We start from the raw sequence: 21,149 nt of genomic DNA, 5'->3' as shown, positions 1-21,149 counted from the left end.
GCCGTGGCCGTCTCCGGTCCGCGCTCACGCTCGGGAGCGTGGACACGGGCCGGGGACGACCATGAACGGCAGGAGCCGACGGCGGATCAGGCCAGGTGCTTGTCCGCGTCCTCGGGGCGCAGCAGGCCAGCCTTGGAGAGCAGGCGCACCGCGCGGGTGTGGTTGACGGAGAGCTGGTTGCGGACCTGGTAGAGGGTCACGAACCCGTCCTCGGTGCGGGGGAGGTTCTGTACGAGCGGCAGGAGCTCTTCGTCCGTCCGTACAGGCGTACCGGGACGGTCCGCGCCCGCCGTACTGCCCGTTCCGGTTACGGGAGAAGACGCGGCAGCCGTACCTGTACGGGCCCCCGGAACACCGTCTCCGCCGGACTGTGTACGGGCACTGATGGCGCCGGTGCGTCCCTGTACGGCCGCGCTGGCCGTCCCGGTACGCCCCACAGCCGCGGTGCCTGTACGCGCCGCTCCCTCGGGGGTGGTGTGTACGCCGTCTGTACGGTCGCTGTACGCCCTGGTCACCGACGCTTCGGCCTCACCTTCGTGCGGCGGGTGCGAGGCGGGGCGTACAGGGTCCGTACCGTCCCATCCCGCGCCCGAGCCGTCCGGCCGAACCGCGTTGTGCGCGGCGTACAGGTCGTGGCTCGCGCCCTCTGTACGGCCGGACGACGCGGTGTTCGTTCCGTCGGTACGCCGGTGCGTACCTGTACGGACGGGCATTCCTTTTCCGCTGTCCGTACCGGTACGGCCGCCCTCCGCTGCCTTGCTGCCGTGGCCGTCCGTACCGTCGTCGTGCATGAGGGTGTGGACGCGCCAGATGACCGCCACGAAGATCAACACCACGAAGGTCGTCAGCGGCCACGGTGCCGAGTGGCCGGGCGTGACGATCTCCGCCTGCTCGGACAGGTGGTACGTCACGTTCGCCGAAGCCATCAGCAGCAGCGCGTACGGGATGTCCTTCTTGGCCCGGAACGCGGTGACGCAGTAGACGTCGATGCTGACCGGCAGCAGCGGGGCGACGTAGGTGTTGATGCCGACCATGCGGGCCAGCTCGTACTCGCCGGAGGCGGCGAGCCCGACGCCGGAGGCGAGCGCGACCCACGGCGCGGCCTTCCACGCCTGGCGGCTGATGTTCTGCTGCCAGCCGTTCCAGCGAGAGGCGGCCTTCTTCGCCTCACGGGCTTCATCGAGCAGCCGGCGGGCGCGGGACTCATCCGCCTTGGCCCGCTCGGTGACGGCCTTCGCTTTGCGCTCCGCCTCGGTGGTGATGCGGCTCGCTTCCTTCCGGGCGGCCTCGCGCAGCTGCACCGCGACGGTCTTGGCTTCCTCCCGCAGCCGCTCGCGCTGCTTGTCGCACGCCGCCTGGAGCCCGGCGAGCTCATCCGCGAGGGCCTTGCGCTTGGTGGCGGCCGCCGCGTCGAACTGGTCAGTGAGCGAGCGCAACTTCGTCCGCAGCTCCGTGCGGGCCGCCTCCGCCTCGGTGTGCGCAGCCGCGACCCGCTCGTCCGCCTCACGGCGCCGATCGTCCGCAGCCTTGACCGCGTCCGCGTACAACACCTCCGCCTCCGCGCGGCGGCCGTCGTACTGCTCAGCCGCCGTCGCCGCGAGCTGGGCGAACCGCTCGCGGGCCTGGTCAACCTCCCGCTGCGCTGTGGCCACCAGGTCGTCGGCCTGCTCCTGGGCGCGGGCGAGGATCTGGCCGGCCTCGATGCGGCGCTGATCAACCAGGGCGCTGATCTCCGTGAGGTCTGCCTCCGCCAGGCGGCGCAGCTCGGCAACCGCCTTGCCCGTGGCCGCGCGGTCGGTGGCGGCCTGCTCGGTGAGATCGACGACCTGTGCGCGGGCCTCTCCCACCAGGGTCTTGGCACGGTCACGAGCCTCCGTCAGAAGCCAGTCGGCCTCACCGCGCGCCGCCTCCAGGTCCTTCTTCGCCGCCGCGCGGTAGGCGGTGGCCTCCTGGTCGGCATCGGCGGTGATTCCCGCGGCACGGCTCTGCGCCTGGTTCATCAACACGGTGACCTGCTCGTGCGCGGCAGCCACGGTGCGCGCGGCAGCGGTCTCGGCTTCCGCCTGGAGGGCTGCAGCCTCCTGGCGCGCGGTGTCGATGACGTCGGCGGCCCGGTCCCGGAGGTCGGCGGCGCGGTCGGCGGCGTCAGCCAGGACCGAGTCGGCCTCCGGGTACACCAGCGGCACCGTCTCCTCGGGTGCGACGGCCTGGTCGGGGATCGAGGCCGTCGCGGCAGGCGCCTTGGCGCGCCCGGTGCTGCGAGGCTTCGCGGCCGGTGCGGGCTTCCGCCTGCGCCGAGTGGTGGTGTTCGCCACGGGGGATGTCCTCTCTTACTTCCGGCACCTCGTGCAAGAGGTCACCGCAGGTCGGCGTCGGTCTGTAGGGTCGTGACCAGACCCTCCGAGGCCCCGGCAGCTCTAATGCCGAGGACTCGGAGGGTCGTTGTGCTGGTGCAGTCAGTGCCGGGGTCAGGCGGCCGCCGTTTCCTGGCCGGGCCCGTAGGTGCGGGCGAACTGGGCGCCGACGGTCAGCAAGGCGGTGATGTCCGCGTGGGTGCGGTGCTGCCGCTCCGACCAGGGCGTAGCGCGGGCGGAGTCGGACCCGGTGTGGGCCTGGATCACCCGGTCCAGGACGAAGCCCGCCACATAGGCGGTATCCGTGTCGCCGTGGACGCCGGCCTCACCGACGTGACGCAGGGCGGTGCCCAGGGGCCGCTGCGGGTCTGTGCCGCTCTCGTCGCGGACGAAGCGGATCAGCGCCCGGAGCATCGCCTTGACCGTCATGGAGTCGTCGTCGGCGAGGTCCGCGCTGGCCGACCAGTCCTTGCTGTAGTCGTAGGCGCGGATCCAGCCGTCCTTGTCGAGCAGGGCGATAGTGGCCTCCAGGTGGCGGGCCACGGCCTCGCCGGAAGACTCCTCGCCGGACGGGCCGATCCACAGCGGCTGGGAGGAGTCGGCGGCGAGTTCGGCGGCCGTGCTCAGCGTCACATCGGAGAACACCGCAGCAGCGGGAGTGGTTGTCGTCTCGGGCATGCAAGCCTCGTCTCAGGGGTCGTCGGGTCCGGGGCTGTCCGGCTCCCTGTCACCGCCCGACCCGGCCGCCTGGGTGGGCGGTCGGTGCGGGCGGATCAGGCAGCCGTCAGGCCGACCTCGAGGTGCTGGAGGAACTGGCCAGGGACGCCGCCTGGAGAAGCGCGGCGGCGTCGGTCTTCCCGCTGCGGGCCGTGCCTCCGATGAGCACCTGGGTGTCCGCAAGCCGGAGAGGCAGCGGGGTGCCGGTGGGCCGGTGCGGGGCGACGATCCGGCCGTCGGGAAGCAGCTCGCCGGTGTCCTCGAAGACCACGACGTCGTTACACAACACGCTCCAGCCCTGCTCCGGACGGCTGGCCACCACGGCGGCGGCCTCCCGGTCCGAACTGTCAGCCGACGGGCACGTCGGCGTGTGCGTGCACAACGAGTCCGGCAGCCGCTTAGAGCCAGCCGTCGCTACGGTGTCGAGCGGAGTACGGGTGCGCATGAGCTCTCCTAGCGGGGGAGACGAGCCCGAGGGGTTCCCGGGCCTGGGGGCGTGCGAAAGGCCGACCGCCCTTCGTGCGGGCGACCGGCCTGGGCGAACAGCGCGAGGGGGAGCAGAGTTGGGGTTTCCGCCCGGCACGGGGTCAGCCTCGCCGTTCCTTCTGCCTGGCGAGATAGGTGTCCTGGAGCGTGGCGAGGGCCCCGTGCAGGCGCTGGCCGGTGTCACATCGCGCGTACAGCGAGCACCTGGTGCAGCTCGCCTCGTGCACACGGCTGGTCGCCGCGGCCGTCATGTAGCGGGCGTACAGGTCGTCAGCCACAACGGCCACCGCACTTGAGCGGCAGGCTCTTCTCCGACTGCTCATTGACCCGGCGAAGCTCCTCTGCCAGGCGCTTCTGGTCGGCGTCCGTCATGCCGTCACCGCCATCCGCGCCCGGTTGCGGGCGGCACGGCGCCTCATCGCACGCCGCTCGTCCTCGGACAGCCCGCCCCACACACCCTCGTCCTGCCCGGACTCCAGGGCCCACTGCAGGCACTGCTCCATGACCGGGCAGCGACGGCAAACGGCCTTGGCCTCCTCGATCTGCAGGAGCGCCGGCCCGGTGTTGCCGATGGGGAAGAACAGCTCGGGGTCCTCTTCGCGGCAGACCGCGTTGTGGCGCCAGTCCATGCCGATCACTTCCCCTGCCGGACGCGGCGCAGGGCCTCGTCCATGTCCGGGTCCGAGTCGGTCGGGTGCTGTGCGATGCTGGTGGGCATCAGGTCCTCCAGTCAGGTCCTGGCCAGCCCCGGGGGGTTCCAAGTCGCCGGGGCTGGCGCATGTCTGACTACTCGTACGAGCAGCCACGGCCCCGGCCGCCCCGATCGCTCAGGACGGCCAGGGCCGTGGTCGTTCGTGCGGTGCTGCTCAGCGCGCGCGGCGCTGGGGGTGGAGCGTTTGGAGCGGGACCGGCGGCGCGTCGCGCGGCGCGTCACCGGCGGGCAACTGCGCGCGGCGGGTGTCGGTATTGCGCACCGCCGACTCGGTCGATGTCCACTGCCGTTGGCGCAGGCGCCACTGAGGCCGGCGGTCGCCCTGCGTCGCCTCCGTCCGCGCGGCGATCTGGCTGACAGCCGGGGCGGGCTGGACCTTCGGCTTGCGCCTCACCATGGTCCGGCGGCGGCTGGCGGTCTGCGCACTGCCGTCCTCAAGGCGCCGCTGCCATTTGTCGAATGAGACATCGACCGTGATCAGGCGGTTGCTGCCCAATCCGCAGCGGACGGCAGCGTCTGTGCCCGCACGCCCAGTGTCGTGTGGGACCAGCTTGGGCTTCTTGGCCTGGATACCGGTGATCGGCACCCACGTCTTGCAGTCGGGGCAGATCAGCGACGCGCAGGCGGGACGCAGGTCGTACTGGTGGGGCTTGAGGGTGGAGATGACGAGCGCCGGGCGTCCGCTGATGTTCCGGGAGCGGGTCCGGCTCCGTCGGGGCCGGGCAGGGCGCTCAGGGGGCGAAGCAGGCATCTGAACTCCTCACGAAGGGAGCGGCAGGGGGCGCGTCGCGATGCTCTCTCCGCCCCGTGGGACACACGGCACGCCGGGCGTCCCACGGGACAGACAGCGCACAGCGCTGCGACGTGCACACAGTCGTCGTGCCGTCAGGCTCCGGGGGAGTTTGATGGAGCTCTCAACCCCGGCCGCCCCAAGGGCGGACGACTACTGCGGTGTTGCTGATGCGGTAACGCGATGTTCGCCGACGATCACCATCGGCTTACATACATCAGGTTGCATCAGGTAACCTCAAGTGTCAAGCGGTATAGTGAGGCATCTAGAGGAAAAGAAGGAGGCGAGGCGACATGCCGGGGCAGCCCCGAGCGGACAACCGACCGCCGTACGCTCGAATCGCGGCTCACTACCGCGACCTCATCAGCTCCCGGAAGCTCTCGCCGGGTGACCTTCTGCCGAGCATCCGCGGCATCGCCGATCATTGGGACGTCAGCACGGCCACAGCCGACCGGGCCATGAAGTTGCTGAGAGACGAGAAGCTGGTCCAAGGCATTCCCGGCGTCGGTACCGAGGTGATGGCCCGCCCCATCTCGCTGTCGTCCGGGGCCGAGCGTCACGACCGCAGCGGTAGGACACAGTCCTCGTGGGGTGTTGGGGAGAAATCCTCCGGCCACACCGCAGACATCGTCGAGGCACCCGTGGATGTTGCCTACGCACTCGGCATCTCGCCTGGTGACGACGTTGTTCGTCGCAGCCGTGTGTACAGGGACGCTCATGGCATCGTCGCCCACTCCACGTCCTGGATCCCCGCCGAGTTCGCCCAGATACTGCCTGAGCTGGCTCGAAGAGCACGACTCAAGGGCGGGCTGTCGCTGGACTTGATTGCTCGGGCCACCGGGCGGCAGGTCGCTAAGCGCGTGGATGAGGAGACAGCGCGTATCGCTACGGCGAGCGACCTCGAGCTTCTGGAGCTGGAGGCGGACACCGTCGCGGCGATCCTTGTGCTGACCGCACGCTTCTTGGACGCCGATGGCGAGCTGCTCGAGTACGGCGTAGACCTGGGCGCACCGGGCCGTACCCGTCGCACGACGTCTGAGACGCAGCGGTGAGTACGTACAGCGCCGTCGTCGCCGGGCACACCTACAACCGCATGATGGAAGGACGATTCGAGATCGCAGGCAACTCCGCCGCTGTGTCCGGCCAACCGGGACCGCCGCCTCGCGCGATTCTCATGTCCGGTCTGCAGGGTGCTGGCAAAACGACTCTCGCCCGCGCCCTGGAGGAAGCCGGATTTCACCGTCTCTGCCCTGATGAGGCGATGTTCCGCCGGTACGGCCACTACGGCCGGGATTTCCCACGCGGCGAGTACAAAGTCAGGGAGGCACCCGTACTCAAGGACATCGCCCTTCAGCTCCAGGCGCTCTTGGAGGCCGGACAGGAGACCGTGGTCGACCACGGTTTCTGGACTCTGGAAGAGCGAACCCAGTGGGCAGCGACCGTGACGGAAGCCGGCGGAGAGCCCGTCCTGATCTACTTGCCTGTACCGCACGAGGTGCGCTGGGATCGGATCCAGAGGCGCAACGCGCACTCGCTGGTCGACGCGAACAGCATCGAGTTCAGCGAGGAGGATCTGCTTCGGCATGCGGGCCGATTCTCCCCGCCAACCGATGATGAAGCGCACGTCGTGTACGACGGGCACCCAGAGCACGTGCTGGCGGCTCTTGGGCGAAGGCGCTGAGATGTCCGAAGCGACATCGCCGGTGAGTCGGCCAGGCACTCGTGTGGGGTCCGGCATGGACTCCTCCAACCGGGACGCTGCGTGGCTTGACGATCGTGAACCAGCTTCTGCCTTAGCGGCGTTGAGCATGATGTCCCCGCGTCGCAGCGGTGTGGACTCAGCGTGGCAATACAGCCTCGTCCGCCTGGTCAGGGACCAACGAGGGGGTGTGTAGTGATCGCCGTGGATCGATGGACTGGTAAGGAGGCGCTGTTGTTGCGATCGGTGCGGCGCCAGTCTGTCCGCGATTTCGCACAGACCCTCGGCATCAGTCCCCGCACCGTCTCCCACTGGAAGGAGGACACAGCCCGGGTGTGCCGGCCTGCCACGGCGCAAATCCTGGATGCCGCGCTTGCTCAGTGCACCGCAGACGAGCAAGAAGCGTTCCGCATCCGATTAGCGGCATTGCGGGGAGAGCCTGTCGGCGCCACGTCCGGAGCGGCCCCGCGCCCCGCGCCGTGTTCGGTGGTGTCGAACAAGGTTCTGCCGATGTACCTGGGCACGCGATGCGGCCCACTGTATGAGGCGGGCACACCTGTACTGGCCGGCCCGGCTGGCCTTGAGCGGCGGGTTCTGCCCGGCAGACACCCATCAGCCCACGCCTCCACCGTGCACGTCTATGCCTGCGGCGTTGCCGTCCTGCACTTGGAAGAGCACCAACAAGTGCACTCTCTGACCGAGCTGGCCGTGTGGCGCTATCGCTCGTACCTGACGACCAGGGACTGGGCGGGACAGCGCCTGGCACGCCTGTTAGAGCAGCACGGTCCCGCTGAACCGGCAGGGATCTTGCCCGATCCGGAGTATGTGCTGTCGGTGTACGAGCTGCGTGAACACGCCTGGTCGGGGCCCGGGCTCGCCACCGCCTTACAACTGCTGACCACACCGTCGGTGCTCGTCAACCGTCAAGACCCAGCGAACGTCGTGCCTCTCGGAGAGGGGGTGGAGGAAGCCAAGTTCCGCGACGGCTGGACCCATCCCGAAGCGCTCGCCTTCGACGGCGGCGCCTCCCACGGAGTGGCCGGCTGGTCGGGGATTTCCTACCATCCGCAACTGAATGAGCGTGCCCTGACGATGGGCCAGATCCTTGCGCTGGAGCTGGATGTCCAGGCGCTGTGGGCGTTGTCCTCGCACATTCTGCACATGATCGAAGACGGCCAGGATCCCGTCATGCCCATGAAGTACGGATGGCGCTTCCTGCGCGGCGCGTACGTCCGCCTCACCACCGCCCGCCCCACAGAGAGCGCGCAGCATCGTGTGATGCGCGAGGCGATCCTGGCGACCAGCGAGCTTCCCGACCGGCTGCGTGCCGCTCAGGAAGCCCTTCGAGACAGCAATCCGTGACGGTCATGGGGAAGGCGGACTGGGTGGACCCTCGCTCAACAGCGTTGATCGTCATCGACGTGCAGCAAGGCTTCATCAACCGGCACAGCCGCGGTGTACTGCCGTCCATCGTGCGCTTGGTGGAAGGGTGGCGGACGGCCGCCGGACCTGTGGTCTTCACCCGCTTCCACAACGAGGAAGGCTCACCCTACGAGACAATCACCGGCTGGACGCGGCTGCGCACCGCGGAGGAGCAGGCACTCGTTGAGGAGCTTGCTCCGTTTACCGATGTCGCGATGGTCATCGACAAGACGCAGTCGTCAATTTTTACGCCCGAGGCTACTCAGCTGATCCGTGACCGAGGCTGGCGCGACCTGGTGCTGTGTGGCATCGATACGGACGCCTGCGTCTACGACACGGCGATCGCCGCGTACCAGGCCGGGTATCGTCCCTGGATCGTCACCGATGCGTGTGCCTCCAGCGGCGGACCCCAGTACCACGACGCGGCACTGCTGTTGGCCGCCCGGAACATCGGGGCCGCCCAACTGGTGACGATCGAGAGCATCCTGTCTCCCGGACCTCAGGGGGCGCGCGCGTGAATGCCCTGTCGTACGACGCGGACTTGCTTGTGGTGGGTGCCGGGCCGGCTGGGGTGGCGGCCGCGTTGATGGCGTCCAGCCTCGGTTTGCGGACCATGGTCTTAGAAGGCGACATCGTCGGCGGAAGGCTCCACACGATCGGGTCTCTGGAGAACGTGCCCGGCGGCTGGACGACGGGCCCGCAGCTGGCCGAAGCCCTCATCGCAGACCTGACGCGGCTCCAGCAAGCTGGTCTGTGCACCCTGGTACAGGAACGCGCTACCAAGGTCGGCGGCTACGCCGACCGAGCCGAGGTCGCCCTTGCGGACGGCCGCACGTTCCTCGCCAGGACCATCGTGGTCGCCACCGGGGTGGCCGCGCTCGCACCCCGCGACGTCGACTGGGTGAGCGCTCCCGATCAGTTCTCCGCGCCCCCGCTGTGGCGTACTCCTCCAGCGGCGTGCACCGGCCCTACGTTCGTTCTTGGAGGCGACCGGCCGCTGGGTACCTGGCTGCGTGCCCATGCCGACGCAGGAACGGCACTACACGTCCTGTACCCGCCGACAGACGACTACAAGATCGAGGAAGTCTCGCGGGACGAGCGCGTACGTCTGCTCCCGGTCTCCCATGTCACTCTCGCCCGGCTGTCTGACGGAGACGGCTGGAGGGTGCTGGTCACGGACCGGCAGGGAGCCCGGCATGCCTACGCGGCGGCGACAGTGGTGGGCAACCTGGGCAGCAAGCCCGCCGCACCAGAAGGCGTCGTTCAGGGGGAGGACGGCTACTGCCCGCCCCAACATCAGCATCACCGCATCCGAATTGCCGGAGACCTGCGCTCGTCGCGGTTCCAGCGCATTGTGACGGCCCAGGGGTCCGCTGCGGAGTGCGTGCTTGCCCACTATTACGCCAGCGCGTCTCCCGTGGGGAAAGGCGGTGTGCAGTGACCGAGTTCAACCGCGTCGGCCGACGCTGCGTTGCGCTCCCGTCGGCACACGCGAGGTTGCTACTGGTGAGGCGCGTCGAACGGACGGCTCAGGTGGCTCGGACGGGCGGGCTCCGCGGTCGGCCTGTCGTCTGTGCGACGGGGTCTGAGTGCTCGGAGGGCAGCCTGGAGCGTGGGCTCGTAGTCGTGCGGGTCCCAGCCAGAGGGAACGGTGACCTTCGTGCGGAGCTTCTCGTCGCCGACGCGGTGGACCTTGCAGTCGACGAAGGGGATCAGCCCGAGGCCGCGCGCGTGCAACAGGACGGGCCGGCCCGTCTTCACGAAATCGATGACTTCGAGTCGCCCGACTTCGCCGAGCCGGTAGACGGATCCCTGCAACGCTCCGCGTTTGGTGGGAGCGACGACGACCATGCCGTCGAGGGACGGGGAGATCTGCGGCCAAGTCTCTGCGTAGTTCTCCGGGGTGAAGAGGTCGTCGAATTGCAGAAGTTGCGTGCCGGGAAGTCGGTGTTGAATCTTGCCACGGCGCTGCTGCCAGCCTGGGCGCTGGACCAGGGCGGGGGGCACGCTGATGTAGACGCGGACGGGGTCGCCGGGCTTCCGTGCCTTGCCGATCCTGCGCATCGCCTCGATGTAGGCACGCTGCTGCTTCGCGGTCGCGTAGGTGGCGAGGGGAATGTCCTCGGCGGGGGAGTCCGGCATGGTGCTCATCATGCCCTGAGCTGCCGTCAGGCCGCCTACCTGCACAGGGGGGTGCCTCGTCTACCTGTGAGCGGCGACTCGCTTGCGTTGCCCCCTGCGCGCGTCGTGATCGAGGGGGTAGGGTGGGCTCGATCAAGATCTAACTACACATATGGAACGCCCCCAGCGCTCTTGAGCAGGCACCGGGGGCAGAGAGAACCTATTGGGAGGTCCTCGGTGTTCATGGCACCACTGTACCCGTGGGCCTTCACAGCCACACAAGATCCCCGCAGCCGTCGCGATCATGCGCGCTCCAGGCCAGCCGGGGGTTTCTGCGTTTCCACGCACCTCAACCGCCCCTCCGTGGAGGGGGTTGAGATGACGTAGGTCTGAGGGCGGCGTAGCCGCCGGGGCCGCCGGGTGATTGCAGCCACCACGGCGCCGAGCCCCATCTGCCACCAGAGGAGTTGCAGCCCCTCTGAAGGGACGTCCGATCGGTTGCAGCCGGTCGAACAGTTCGATCTTGGTTCACCCGAACCAGCGCCAAAGGCGCCTTTTTCATGCCCTCCCACAAGCTTCTGGAGAGCAGGGTCCATGTTGCAGCATCGTGCTGTCTTTTGTCAGCCCATCCATGCCCGGTTGGCGTATATTGCGCCGTCTTGCTGGTCACATTTCGCGTCACGGAACCGTTCACGCGTGCGTGAAACCGCCGTGTCGGCGCCGTGATGGCGCTGGTGCTGCGGGCACGACAAGCACCTCGTCCAGAGTCGGGTCTGGACGAGGTGCTTGTCGTGCCCGCAGCACCAGCGGGGGAGCAGGTGGTCGCGACGACCAGGTCGCGGCGGTCGGGGCCGCGGCGGTGGTTGCGGTCGGTGGAGTGGCTGGTGGCCGCCGGTCTGCACCCGCGTGCCTCGGAGACAACAGTGACCATCGCGCGGGACTTGGCGGAGCGCATGGATTTCGATTCGGGCCAGGTGCGCTACTGCCTGGACGGCATGGTGGCGCGGCTCGGCGTGTCCCGGGCGACCGTCAGCCGACACGTGGCATATCTACGGGAGTTGGGCGCGCTGGTGTGGGTGGAGCGCGGCAGCCGGGCCAATGTACGTCGGTCGCGTGGTCTGGGCGGGTATGCGGGGACCGCGACGGTGTACGCGGCGGTGATCCCGGCCGTCTACGACCAGGCGCACGGACACACCCTCGTCGGCTCCGGTTACACGGCCCGGGTCGTCATCGACCAACGCGGCACCACTCCAGCCTCCGCTCACGAAGCTGAGGCTGTGGATAACTCGTCTGTGGATAACTTGAGGTCTGCGGCCTGTGAGACCCCTTCCCGTACTGGGGTTAAGGAAGTGGGTCAGCAAACGGTGGTGGGTGGTTGTAGAGACACCTCGCGCAAGCGCGCGAGCCAGCCCAAGACCCGGATCCCCCATCAGAGCACCCCCGTGAACGGCCGTCGCCGTACGGCGGCCGACGTCCGCCGCGCCGAGCGAACGGTCCGTGTGGTTCGCGCTCTTGTCACCTGGACACAGCCGGTGCCGCTGCGGCGACTGGAGTACGTCCTGCGTCCGCTCACCGACCAGGGCCTGGACGCCCACGAGATCGCCGCCGAGCTGACGGCGCTGTGTTCCGGCACACGATGGTGGCCGCAGCGCCCGGACATGTTCATCTGCCAGCGTCTCGCTGGCATCACGGCATACGACCAGCAGCTGACTGACGAGACCGAAGCCCCGCGGCACTCCACAGAGCCGATGAGCAATCCTGAGTGGTCTGCATGGATTGAGCTCCAGCGTCGTCGGCAGGCAAGTGCTGCCAAGGCCCGGACCGACGCGGATCGCGCCGCGGCCCGATTGAACTGGAACATCTGGCCCGAGGTGATCACCCACCTGGAAGAGGACCATGCTGATGCCCTCGACCTGTACGGCGCGCAGTTGTGCTCGTTCGCCGTCAGCCAGGCCGCCCGCCACGACGCTCTCACCGGCTACGTCTGAGCAAGGCCTTCGTGACGGATGTGGTTCGTTCGATGGCGCCCTTGGCGAGGAGGGTGCGGGCAGACTGATCGCTATGTCTTCCGTGGAACTGTCAGCGTCGGTCACCAGCAAGCTCCGCACGTTCATCCGCCAGGGTGATGAACGGCTTGAGGCGATCGATGCAGCCCTCCGGCGGCTCGGAGTGCACACTCTTGACGTTGCGGACTTCGACTTCGAGGGGGAGCGCTGGGCGCTATTCGCGGACGAGGTCAAACACCAGACTGTGGCCAAGGCGATCAAGTGGGTTGATGGCGTCGATGAATACGTCAAGGGTTACCTGGAGGCTCCACAGGCAAGGCGGGTAACGAGGCACCCACATGATTTCAAGGGCCTTGATCACGGCGGCACATTGATTGAGAACCTTCGGATTGCGATCCGGGCCCGGCAGGAGACCTTGCGGCAGTTGGTCGGGAAGGCTGTACGGACGGCCGCTGGTGCTGACCGGGACGCGGCTGGCGGGTGGCCGCACCTTCGGGATCTGGGCCTGGTCGATGGCGCCGTTCTTGATGGCTACCTGGGCACCATGCGAGCCCGGGCGACCGTGGCGCAGCGCCGGGCCGCCATCGGGGCTGCGAAGGAGCTTCTTGAGGCGGTCATGAAGGGCGCGATTGTCTACGCGACTCCGGAGGCCATGGGGTTTGAGCGGGACGAGATGTCCCAGCTCTGGAAGCGGCTCAAGATGATCATTCAGCAAGAGCCATCGGTCGACCCCGCGCTCGGCGGTAGCGACTTCGGCGTGGTGCGGTTGCTCAACGGCCAGACCACGACCGTCCAAGGCGTGGCGGAGGTGCGGAACAAAGTCGGTACCGGACACGGGAAACCCAACGCCCCGAAGGGGCTGAAGGAGAGCCACACCGTTCTCGTCATCGATGCGGTGCATACCATGACGAGGTTTATCGCCGCGCGTCTCGGCGAGCTGTTCCCGTGACGTCCAAGCCCACGCGGCTGAAGCGGTGACCGCATGACCGAACTGAGTGTCGACCGCGCCAGCAGGTCCACTGATCGTCGCCCAGCTGGCGAAGATGAACGGCGCTGCCCGGAGCGTGTCCTGCTGCCTGCATTCCTTCCGGTGGCCTGCCGTTACGGCCGGTCGGCGTACCAGTCCACGCGTGCCTGCGGGGTGACTGGCAGGGTTTCGAGCTCGGCGTCGTCCAGGAGCAGCTGGGCGGTCTGTGCCGAGCAGCCGATGTAGGTGGAGAGCAGGTCGTGGTCACTGGTGACCACCCAGCTGCGATCGTGCGGCCACCAGAACTCCGGGCCGCTGGTTCCCACGGTGTCGGCTACCTCTTCGCGTACCGTCTCCAGGCCGGCCAGGGTGGAGCGGTAGACGAGGGGTGCGGGCTCGCCCCAGAGGAGGGCGGCGAGATCATAGGCGTAGGAGACGGCCTCATCGCCGCTCACGTCGGCCAGGCAGCGGGCCAGCGCATGGCGACTGCGGTCGTCGAGCGCGCCTTCCTCTGACTGCCACAGCGGCTCCCCAGGGGCGCGTTCGTCGGCGGGCAGTGACAGATGGGACAGCTCGCCATGGAGCGCGGCTGTCGGGTTCTGCAGGCGGGCCTGCCAGGTGCGGGTACGGCCCGACCCGTCCGTGGCCTGGAAGCGGTGAAAGATCCGCACGTACGCCTCGAACCCGCCCGGTACGAGCTCGGAGACCACATGCCCGGGTGGCGGATTGCAGTTCGCCCTTATCGAAGGCTAAGTACGCAGGTCAGAACGGCTCGCCACCTTGTCGCCGCGACCGACTGGCACCGACGGCCCGCTGCGCATGGTCTTTCGACGGCCCCTGACGGCCCGCCCCGGGCAGAGTCGTGGGCCCCGGTTACGGTGGCCGGATGAACGGATCGAATGCACCGGTCGGACCCGACGCGCCGGGCGAGTTGCTGCCCTTCCTGGGCACCGATGAGGAGGTCGTCGCGTTCTTCGCCGAGGTCGCGGACCTCGACGCGACGGACCCGGCCGACCACGAGTTGGAGGACGGGGTTCGGCTCGCATCAGGGGCCCGGCTGGAGCAGTTCGCGCGAGCCGGCTCGGGGGACGCGTTCTGCTTCGTCGGAGAGGGTGGCGAGGAACGCCCGGTGGTATACGTGAGCCTTGACGGAGAGGCCGGACCACTCGCGCTCGGACTGCCGGAACTGGTGCGGCTGTGTCTTGTGGCGCCGTGGTGGCGGGATGCTCCCGGGCGGACGGCCGAAGAACTCCGGGCGGTCGCCGACGAGTACTGGGAGGACTGGCCCGACCTTGACCAGCGACGTGACCGCGCGGCCCGGGTGCTCGGTCTCGATCCGGCCGGACTGCCATCCGAGGCCGCGGTCCTGGCCCGGCTCGTGGAGCTCTCCCGGGGACCGGTCGCCGAGGCCTGCCTCGTCGTCGGGTATGAAGGTGATCCGCTCGACCCGCTTTTCGATGCCGACCCCGGCCGCCCCTGACTGACTGGCCATAGGGCCCGGCCTGTCGGGGCGGCCGTCGCCTGTGGCCCGGATCATAGTCGGCTGGTCAGTGGTGAGCAGTCGGGCGATGCGGACCCCGTCCCGGGGTCTGCGCCGGGCGCCGGAGTCAGGCTGCCGCTTCGGGCCGCTGACCCGGCCTGGTCTCGATGATCTGCACGTTGCGGCATCCAGCGTCTTCGAGATCTTGCTTGCGTCTGGCGGCGCTTGGCTTGTCGTAGGCGACGGCGGAAGAGCGGGCTTCGCCAGCGGGTTCGGTCCAGGTGAGAACGTAGTTCGTCATGCGGTCATCATCGCCTGTGGCACTGACAATGCCCTGCTCACAGCACGTGCGGAGACTTGATGTGGTGTGGGTGGTCGTCAGCCGTACAGCCACTGCTCCCAGGCTTTGCGGCCGGTCAAGGCGGTGTCGGGGATGCCCAGTTCGGTGAGCGCTCCGGGGTACACGCGTTCGTAGGCGGTGTTGTAGGCGCTGGCGAGGGCGGCGTCGCCGAGCAGCCACGGTGCGGGGGCGTGGTCGAGGTCGAGCACGGCGAAGGCGCCTTCGTAGTGGAGGCGGCCGTGGAGGAGGCCGCGCTCGAGCAGGGTGCGCCAGCCGCGCCCGACGTACTCGGCCTCGTCCATGCCCTTGGCGGTGTCGATGACGGACGCGACGTCGAACCGGCGGGCGGGGATGCGGGCATGGAGCTTCGCGATCATCCAGGGCAGGCCCAGGATCCGGAAGAGATGGGTGCGGTGGGCGCCGCCCGAGGAGACGTTGTAGAGCGGTCCGGCCGGTCCGTTGATGACGCTGAGGTAGACAGGGGGGTTCTCGGCCAGGTGGTGGCGCAGGAACGGGGCGAGCCGCTCGGGCTTGGTGGTGAGCAGTTCGCGGGCGGCGCGGGGTATCCAGACGGGGCCGCGAGATACCTCGGACCGGTCGAAGTCGCCCCAGACCTCGTCGATGGCGGCGACGATGGCGTCGGTAGGCACCCAGGCGGCGCTCTCGGCGGCGGCCCAGGCGTGCTCCTGCTGGCGGTTGTCGAGGTTGAAGTGCGGCGACTGCGGTGCATGGGCCTGGAGGCGGGCGGTGGACGCGCGCACCCGATCGTCGATCTCGTGCTTGGGCCAGGTCCGCTGGAGCTGGGTGATGGCGGCGACGGTGGCGTCGAGCGCGGCGCGGTCGGCATCGAAGGCGCGCAGAACGTCCATCTGGTCGATGCCGGGTGAATCATCGCCTGTGGCGGGGATGTCGGGGCGTTCGCCGTGCAGGGTCAGGGTGATCTTCGGGCTGTGGCGGGTGGTCGCCTCGAACGACTGCAGGGCCTGTCCCGTGGCGTCAGGGGTGGCGCTCCAGCCGCGCACACGCAGACCGTCGTCGCGGTGCGCGGTCAGGGTGCCGTCCTTGTGCCATGTTGCTGCCCAGGTGCCGCCCGGCCGGTCGAGGTGGACGGGCCGGCGCGCGAGGTCGGCTTCCAGCTGCTGAAGGTCGCCGCGGCGCCGGGCGAGGGCGAGCAGGCTTGGCGCGGGGCGCAGTACGTGCGCCAGGAGCTCTTCGTCGAGCGGATACTCCGCGCGCTCGCCGTGCCATTCGTGCAGGAGCTTGCGGGCCTGGGTGATGCGGTCTGCGGCCTGCTGGGCTGCGTCGCGCAGTTCGCCGCCGTCGAGGTGGCCTTCGACGGCGGCCGCCGCGTGCCGGCCGGCCGCGGCCACCACCTGGTCCCACTGGTACAGCTCTTCGGTGGCTTCGTGCCACAGGGAGCCCGCGCGGGCGGATGTGTCCGACTCCTGGGCCGTGGTGAGGGCCCGTATGATCTGGGCGCGTTCGGCGGGCGGCTGGCCGAGGCCGCGGCGTACGGCGAGGTGCAGCAGGATCGAGGTGAGGCGGCGGGCCAGGTGCGGGGGCCGGGGGCGGCCGTCCTTCGTGGTGCACCTCGTCGTGCGCGGCGCCGCGCATCGGGGGCATGTCCAGTCCAGTACGTTCCAGTCCCAGTCGGCCACCGCGCAGAGAGCCTCTCGTCGGAGATCAGGTCAGCTGTCCCCACGATGGGGATCGTTGAAGTGTGACAGTGGGGACTGACAAGAGGCTGTGAGACCGGTCTTCAGCGCCTGCGGCTGCCTGTTTCAGCGCGTTCCGGTGCCTTGGCCAGGTGCCGCAGACGCGTCTGCCGGGGCCTGCGGGAGGGCGGCGGTTTTGCGCGGACGGCCGCGGGGCTTCTCCGGGGGCCAGTGGTCAGCGAGTTGGCCCAGGAACCCCTTCGGGTCGGCCACCAGTGCGGTCAGGCAGGCGACGACGAACGCCTGCATTTCTCGGTCGTGGGCTTGCAGCGCGGCTGTGGCCTGCTGCTTCAGGGCAGCGGGCGGGCGGGTCGTGAGGGGCGGGTCGCGGTGGTTGTCGGCCATGCGAGAACCCTCCCATAAATGGCTTGCCACTTTCAATGGCGGCGGCTACCTTGAAAAGTGGCAAGCCACTTTTTTTCGAGGGGGCCACCATGACCGCAATCACCAGCACGAGCACCGAGCACCGCACGCCACGACTCCCCGCCCGCGGAGACCTCGTCTTCGTCTACGACGGCGGCCTGGGCCTGGTCACACGCCTGGAAGGGTGGGCCCTGAGCGTCGTGGAGATGCTCTTCGGCGATGGCCCCGAGGCCACCCGCAGCCGCATGGTCGCCGTTGTCCGCGATGCTGACGGCGCACTCGACATCAGCGCCCGCGTCTCGCGCCTCGCCGCTGTGGAATCGGCCTGGCATCTCGTCAACCCGGCAGGAAACATCGTCAACGGCGGCCCGCGCGGCGAGAAGCCGTCCTTGACGCCGGCAGAGCTCGAGGCGGTCCGCGACTCCGGCCAGTACGAATCCCACCGGGGTGCGGTCGCCGTCTACGGCATTCCCAGCACGGCGCAGCACTCGCCGTCCGCCGGCGCCGACTGGGTGCACGACGTCCCCGCGGAGACCGTCTTCCGCGCGGCGCGCGGCGGTATGTACCGCTGGTACGAGCCGGACGCCGCGCCCGCCGACAAGAACGCTCCCGCCGTCCGCGAGCCCGCGGCCAGGGCGGGAAGGGCCGCCGGCAGCAAGAGCGGCTGCCCGTACGAGACGGTCCTCGCGGCCGCCAGGAAGGCCGGAGCCCGCTGTACGGACAACGCCGGGGTCATGGCCCTGTTCTGCGCGGACACCCTGCAGACCGTGGTCGGTGCCGTCTCGCCTCAACTCGTGTGGGAGGGAGCGCAGCGGCGCGGCATGTCCGCCGCTGACTTGGTGAGGCTGTGCACCAAGGACGTCCTGGCGGTCTGCGACCTGCAGTGGACGGACGACGTCGCCTGAGCAGCCCTCCGGGCATCGCGAAGCCACGCGCGGTCACCTACGGGTGCCAATGCGAGAGGGGGGCGCTCCAGGAAGCGTCCCCGAGCCTGCCGGGCCCCGGCCGTGCGGCCGACCCCAGTAGGTCTGGTCACTGTCCACATCAGTCGCACATAGCCAGGCTGCCACTGCCACGGGAGTCGGGCTGGCAGAGAAGCGTTTCCCCGCTATATTGGGGGCACGTCCTTTACTCAGGCATGAGGGCCCCGCCAGACATACCTTGGCGGGGCCCTCGTCTGTGTGCGGCGGGCTAAGCCACGTGGAGACTGGGTCGTCCGGCGGCCGGGGGAGCGGTGGTGTACGCGGGCAGGCGCAGGTTGGGCAGGTCACCGTTCTTGATGTCGGTGAGCGCCTGGCGGAAGGCGGTTTCCATGTCCTGCGTGCTCTGGTACTTCGCCGCCAACGGGTGCAGGCGGTAGGAGTTGCCGTGCCTCCCGCCAGCCGGCGGCCGCAGCACGATCTTCAGGTCGCCCAGGGCGCCCATCAGATTGCTGACGGCCTGGGGGGTGACGCCGTACTCCGCCGCCATGTCCTTCTGCCGCACCGGCAGGTGTCCGCCGAACTCGCTGCGGTAGAGCAGGTACTGCAGGAACTTCACGGCGGCCGCGGGGACGGGCAGGGCCCAGATGCGCTCGGAGACGAGCGGGGACAGCACTTCCATCACAACACCTTCCTGGGCACCTGCGTTGTCAGGCAGTGTCGCACTGGTATCACCCGGTCCGCTCCTGACGCCCAGTGGTTCCGGTCTCGGCGTCGAGCCCGAGATCGAGTGCCTGCTGCTCCGGGCCGACCCGGTTGGGGAATGCCTCGGGCCCGGTCCCGTGCTCACGGGCGAGGGTGGCCAGGACCTCGTGCTGAGAGGTGCTGTTGCCGTTGAACCACAGCCGCACGTTCAGCTGCACCAGGCCATGGCCGGCCTGCTCGAGCCACCCCATAGCCTTCAGGGAGCTGATCGCACGGTTGACCGTGGAACGGGTGATGCACTTACCGCCCTTGGGGACGGCCAGCTTGTTCAGGCCGTCAGTAATCTCCTGCTGCGTGTACTGGGCGATCCCAGTGCCTTTGGCCTGTCCGCCCGCAACATACAGGAACACGCACATCTGCGACTTGGTGATCGAGTTGGCGACGGCAAGCTGAGCCAGCAGCTGGGTGAACCAGTTGCTCGCCAGCGAGTAACCAGCGTCTCCCGCCATGTCGTGCACGGTGCGCGGGTCGTGGTCGTACTCGAAGACGACGTTCTTCAGCCGCCGGGGGCGGCGGGACTTCTGCTCCGCCTCCTGGATGTCCTCACCCAGCTGACGGCCGAGGACCGAGAGGATGTCGGCGAAGCTGTCGTCAGAGTGGTCGGGTACGGCGCGGGGCCGGGCGGCGGGAACGCGGCGCGCCGGCGGATCAGTTGTCACATGACCTCCTTTGTACTCAGGCGCAGCTGACCCTATCTCAAAACTCAACCACCACTTGTCTTTTGCTCCGCTGCGCGCGTCGCGCCGCCGCAGGCCGCACGCCTGGCGCGAGACTGCGCCGGAACTCCACGCCAGCTTGACTTTTGACGCTGTCACGGACCCAAACTCAACTGCAGCTTGAGTTCCCTCTGTCCCGCCGTCACATTTCCCCTGGCGGGACCCCCTCCAGGAGCCCCCGCTGGATCGCCCTGACCTGCACTTTCTTAAAAGTCCACTGTCAGTTGACTTTTGGGGCAAAGGTGCGCGTCACGTTCACCTTTCCTTGGCGAAACGTGTCCTCCAGAGCAACACCGTCCTCGTATTGTCGCAGGTCAGAGCCACTTTTTGCCGGATCGCCTCTTATACAAGAGCACCGGCAGAACCTCGTCGTTAGGCTCCGGGTCGGCTTGCTTTTCTGTGGCCGAGCAGGCTTCGCGTGCGGGTCCATGGGCACCGAACGACCGTGGTCGGCAGCAGCGGCGCTGCGTCTCGGGTGGCTCGGACCGTGACGGACAATCAGACGAAAGCGTGGCTGGTCCCGGTGACGGGTGCCGCGTTCCGGCCCTGGGGGCCGCAACGCTGGGTACCTCCGCACGCCCGACTCTGCCTACCGCTCAGTGGTACGCACCGTTCTGTGGCCGGGCAATCTCGGGCTCCTGCCGCCGGACCTCTCCACTGCGCTGGGACTGCGGATCAAGGTCTGCCGCAACCGACGGTGCACTCTGCGCGACGCACGGCGGAAACTCGGCGTCCCGGTGAGCCGAAGCTCAGGAGTTGTCACCGGGAGAGTCGGATGACGCGGCGAATGAGGCCGGACGAAGCAGCGTGGTTGTCACCAACAAAACGCGCGGCTTGTCACAAATGCTCATTCAGCAGCCTTTCTGTCACCAGCCCCGCGACCAGCGGCTGGAGGGGTGCGCGGTCTTAGGCGCTCGCTCTGTGGGCCGAACATGATCAGGTACTCGGCGGGACCGCCGGGGCTGGCGTTCGCCACCCCGTGTGGGGTGTGGGTGTCGAACTCGGCGACGTCCCCGGGGGTGAGGATGAGGTCTTGGTCGCCGAGCGCGAGCCACAGCAGTCCGTACAGGACGCACAGCCACTCGTGGCCGTTGTGGGAGACCTGACGGGGCCGTGCGGGCGGGTCCTCGAGGGCGGGCAGGACGTGCTTGTGGGCGTGCAGGCCGCCGACGTACCGGGTCAACGGCAGCACCGCCTTGTCGTCGCCGATTCGCAGCGGCGCCGTAGTGCGCGGCTCGGCCGCGGGGGCGGGTGCGGTGTCGGCCAGCTCGTCCAGGGAGACGCCGTACTCCTTCGACAGCTGCAGCACCACCTCCAGGGTGGGCCTGCGCCGGCTGGTCTCGATTCGCGACAGCGTGCTGGTCGAGATGCCGGTCGCACAGCTGACACCGGCGAGCGTCGTGCCATGCCGCTCGCGCGCGGCCCGCAACCGGGGCCCCATCCCGGCCAGCGCGCCGTCCACGTCGTCGACTGTCACCTTCCCGCTCCTTCTTGCCGTGCCGCTTCACCGGCCTGTCCTGCAATTTTGCCGGGATGGCAAGACTGATCGCGTTGGGCGGGTGCCGCGCCGCATGAT

At 68.8% G+C, this 21,149-nt stretch carries 22 protein-coding genes and 1 pseudogene; 9 read left to right on the top strand and 14 right to left on the bottom strand.

Features of this window, described 5'->3' with window-relative positions; all coding sequences use genetic code 11:
- Positions 1 to 86: 86 nt before the first annotated feature.
- From IE252_RS33775 to IE252_RS33750, 6 genes and pseudogenes are all read right to left on the bottom strand, one after another.
- Positions 87 to 2,315: a hypothetical protein gene (locus IE252_RS33775; RefSeq protein WP_190093267.1), complete on the bottom strand. Its 2,229-nt coding sequence runs from the start codon at positions 2,313 to 2,315 to the stop codon at positions 87 to 89.
- A gap of 153 nt (positions 2,316 to 2,468) precedes the next feature.
- Positions 2,469 to 3,032 carry a DUF6197 family protein gene (locus IE252_RS33770; RefSeq protein WP_190093266.1) on the bottom strand — a complete coding sequence of 188 codons (564 nt, stop codon included), beginning with the start codon at positions 3,030 to 3,032 and terminating at the stop codon, positions 2,469 to 2,471.
- Between the two features lie 247 nt (positions 3,033 to 3,279).
- Positions 3,280 to 3,453: pseudogene (locus tag IE252_RS44175) on the bottom strand (DUF5999 family protein); the annotation flags it as partial.
- A 205-nt stretch (positions 3,454 to 3,658) separates the two neighbouring features.
- Entirely contained in the window at positions 3,659 to 3,835 is a 177-nt protein-coding gene (locus tag IE252_RS33760) for a hypothetical protein (RefSeq protein WP_190093264.1), read from the bottom strand.
- Between the two features lie 90 nt (positions 3,836 to 3,925).
- Positions 3,926 to 4,186, bottom strand: a complete 261-nt coding sequence (locus tag IE252_RS33755) for a WhiB family transcriptional regulator (RefSeq protein ID WP_190093263.1) — start codon at positions 4,184 to 4,186, stop codon at positions 3,926 to 3,928.
- Positions 4,187 to 4,423: 237 nt separating this feature from the next.
- Positions 4,424 to 5,020, bottom strand: coding sequence for a hypothetical protein (locus IE252_RS33750; protein ID WP_190093262.1), 597 nt, complete (start codon positions 5,018 to 5,020; stop codon positions 4,424 to 4,426).
- A gap of 332 nt (positions 5,021 to 5,352) precedes the next feature.
- Here IE252_RS33750 and IE252_RS33745 point away from each other — a divergent pair, with 332 nt between their 5' ends.
- From IE252_RS33745 to IE252_RS33725, 5 genes are all read left to right on the top strand, one after another.
- On the top strand, positions 5,353 to 6,111 hold the full coding sequence (locus IE252_RS33745; protein WP_190093261.1) for a GntR family transcriptional regulator: 759 nt from the start codon (positions 5,353 to 5,355) through the stop codon (positions 6,109 to 6,111).
- A complete protein-coding gene (locus tag IE252_RS33740) occupies positions 6,108 to 6,740 on the top strand; it encodes a P-loop nucleotide/nucleoside kinase family protein (RefSeq protein ID WP_229848954.1) in 633 nt (210 codons plus the stop codon). The genes IE252_RS33745 and IE252_RS33740 overlap by 4 nt, the downstream gene beginning before the upstream one ends.
- 213 nt (positions 6,741 to 6,953) lie before the next feature.
- Positions 6,954 to 8,120: an XRE family transcriptional regulator gene (locus IE252_RS33735; RefSeq protein WP_190093260.1), complete on the top strand. Its 1,167-nt coding sequence runs from the start codon at positions 6,954 to 6,956 to the stop codon at positions 8,118 to 8,120.
- 5 nt (positions 8,121 to 8,125) lie between these two features.
- Positions 8,126 to 8,698 carry a cysteine hydrolase family protein gene (locus IE252_RS33730; RefSeq protein WP_190093338.1) on the top strand — a complete coding sequence of 191 codons (573 nt, stop codon included), beginning with the start codon at positions 8,126 to 8,128 and terminating at the stop codon, positions 8,696 to 8,698.
- The gene (locus IE252_RS33725) at positions 8,695 to 9,621 is read left to right on the top strand and encodes an FAD-dependent oxidoreductase (RefSeq protein WP_229848953.1); all 927 of its coding nucleotides are present in this window, start codon (positions 8,695 to 8,697) and stop codon (positions 9,619 to 9,621) included. Before IE252_RS33730 ends, IE252_RS33725 begins: the two co-directional genes overlap by 4 nt.
- Positions 9,622 to 9,680: 59 nt before the next feature.
- Here the strand turns inward: IE252_RS33725 and IE252_RS33720 are convergent, their stop codons facing one another.
- Entirely contained in the window at positions 9,681 to 10,322 is a 642-nt protein-coding gene (locus tag IE252_RS33720) for a hypothetical protein (RefSeq protein ID WP_190093259.1), read from the bottom strand.
- Positions 10,323 to 11,224: 902 nt separating this feature from the next.
- Here IE252_RS33720 and IE252_RS33715 point away from each other — a divergent pair.
- Positions 11,225 to 12,289, top strand: coding sequence for a helix-turn-helix domain-containing protein (locus IE252_RS33715; RefSeq protein WP_190093258.1), 1,065 nt, complete (start codon positions 11,225 to 11,227; stop codon positions 12,287 to 12,289).
- Positions 12,290 to 12,362: 73 nt separating this feature from the next.
- Positions 12,363 to 13,256, top strand: a complete 894-nt coding sequence (locus IE252_RS33710) for an abortive infection family protein (RefSeq protein ID WP_190093257.1) — start codon at positions 12,363 to 12,365, stop codon at positions 13,254 to 13,256.
- 152 nt (positions 13,257 to 13,408) lie between these two features.
- On the opposite strand, the gene IE252_RS33705 is transcribed toward IE252_RS33710, so the two are convergent.
- Complete coding sequence (locus IE252_RS33705) at positions 13,409 to 13,984, bottom strand: hypothetical protein (protein ID WP_190093256.1); 576 nt, start codon at positions 13,982 to 13,984, stop codon at positions 13,409 to 13,411.
- Between the two features lie 176 nt (positions 13,985 to 14,160).
- On the opposite strand from IE252_RS33705, the gene IE252_RS33700 reads away from it, so the two are divergent.
- Positions 14,161 to 14,754, top strand: coding sequence for a hypothetical protein (locus tag IE252_RS33700; RefSeq protein ID WP_190093255.1), 594 nt, complete (start codon positions 14,161 to 14,163; stop codon positions 14,752 to 14,754).
- Between the two features lie 127 nt (positions 14,755 to 14,881).
- Here the strand turns inward: IE252_RS33700 and IE252_RS33695 are convergent, their stop codons facing one another.
- From IE252_RS33695 to IE252_RS33685, 3 genes are all read right to left on the bottom strand, one after another.
- Positions 14,882 to 15,055, bottom strand: a complete 174-nt coding sequence (locus IE252_RS33695; protein WP_190093254.1) for a DUF8636 domain-containing protein — start codon at positions 15,053 to 15,055, stop codon at positions 14,882 to 14,884.
- Between the two features lie 77 nt (positions 15,056 to 15,132).
- Positions 15,133 to 16,752 carry a hypothetical protein gene (locus IE252_RS33690; protein ID WP_190093253.1) on the bottom strand — a complete coding sequence of 540 codons (1,620 nt, stop codon included), beginning with the start codon at positions 16,750 to 16,752 and terminating at the stop codon, positions 15,133 to 15,135.
- A gap of 123 nt (positions 16,753 to 16,875) precedes the next feature.
- Complete coding sequence (locus tag IE252_RS33685) at positions 16,876 to 17,154, bottom strand: hypothetical protein (RefSeq protein WP_190093252.1); 279 nt, start codon at positions 17,152 to 17,154, stop codon at positions 16,876 to 16,878.
- Positions 17,155 to 17,243: 89 nt separating this feature from the next.
- Between IE252_RS33685 and IE252_RS33680 the strand changes: the two genes are divergently transcribed.
- A complete protein-coding gene (locus tag IE252_RS33680) occupies positions 17,244 to 18,077 on the top strand; it encodes a hypothetical protein (RefSeq protein ID WP_190093251.1) in 834 nt (277 codons plus the stop codon).
- Between the two features lie 286 nt (positions 18,078 to 18,363).
- Here IE252_RS33680 and IE252_RS33675 read toward each other — a convergent pair whose 3' ends face one another.
- The 3 genes from IE252_RS33675 to IE252_RS33665 all read right to left on the bottom strand — a co-directional run bounded on the left by IE252_RS33675 (position 18,364) and on the right by IE252_RS33665 (position 21,050).
- Positions 18,364 to 18,774: a helix-turn-helix domain-containing protein gene (locus tag IE252_RS33675; protein WP_229848952.1), complete on the bottom strand. Its 411-nt coding sequence runs from the start codon at positions 18,772 to 18,774 to the stop codon at positions 18,364 to 18,366.
- Between the two features lie 49 nt (positions 18,775 to 18,823).
- Entirely contained in the window at positions 18,824 to 19,516 is a 693-nt protein-coding gene (locus IE252_RS33670) for a hypothetical protein (RefSeq protein ID WP_190093249.1), read from the bottom strand.
- Between the two features lie 904 nt (positions 19,517 to 20,420).
- Positions 20,421 to 21,050 (bottom strand): helix-turn-helix domain-containing protein, encoded by a 630-nt coding sequence (locus IE252_RS33665; protein ID WP_190093248.1) that lies wholly within the window; start codon positions 21,048 to 21,050, stop codon positions 20,421 to 20,423.
- Positions 21,051 to 21,149: the final 99 nt, after the last annotated feature.

It is taken from the genome of Streptomyces melanogenes (assembly GCF_014649795.1).
In the GTDB taxonomy this organism is placed as follows: domain Bacteria; phylum Actinomycetota; class Actinomycetes; order Streptomycetales; family Streptomycetaceae; genus Streptomyces; species Streptomyces noboritoensis.
The sequence above is the reverse complement of the archived record's forward strand: the minus strand, read 5'-3'. Positions and strand labels throughout refer to the sequence as shown.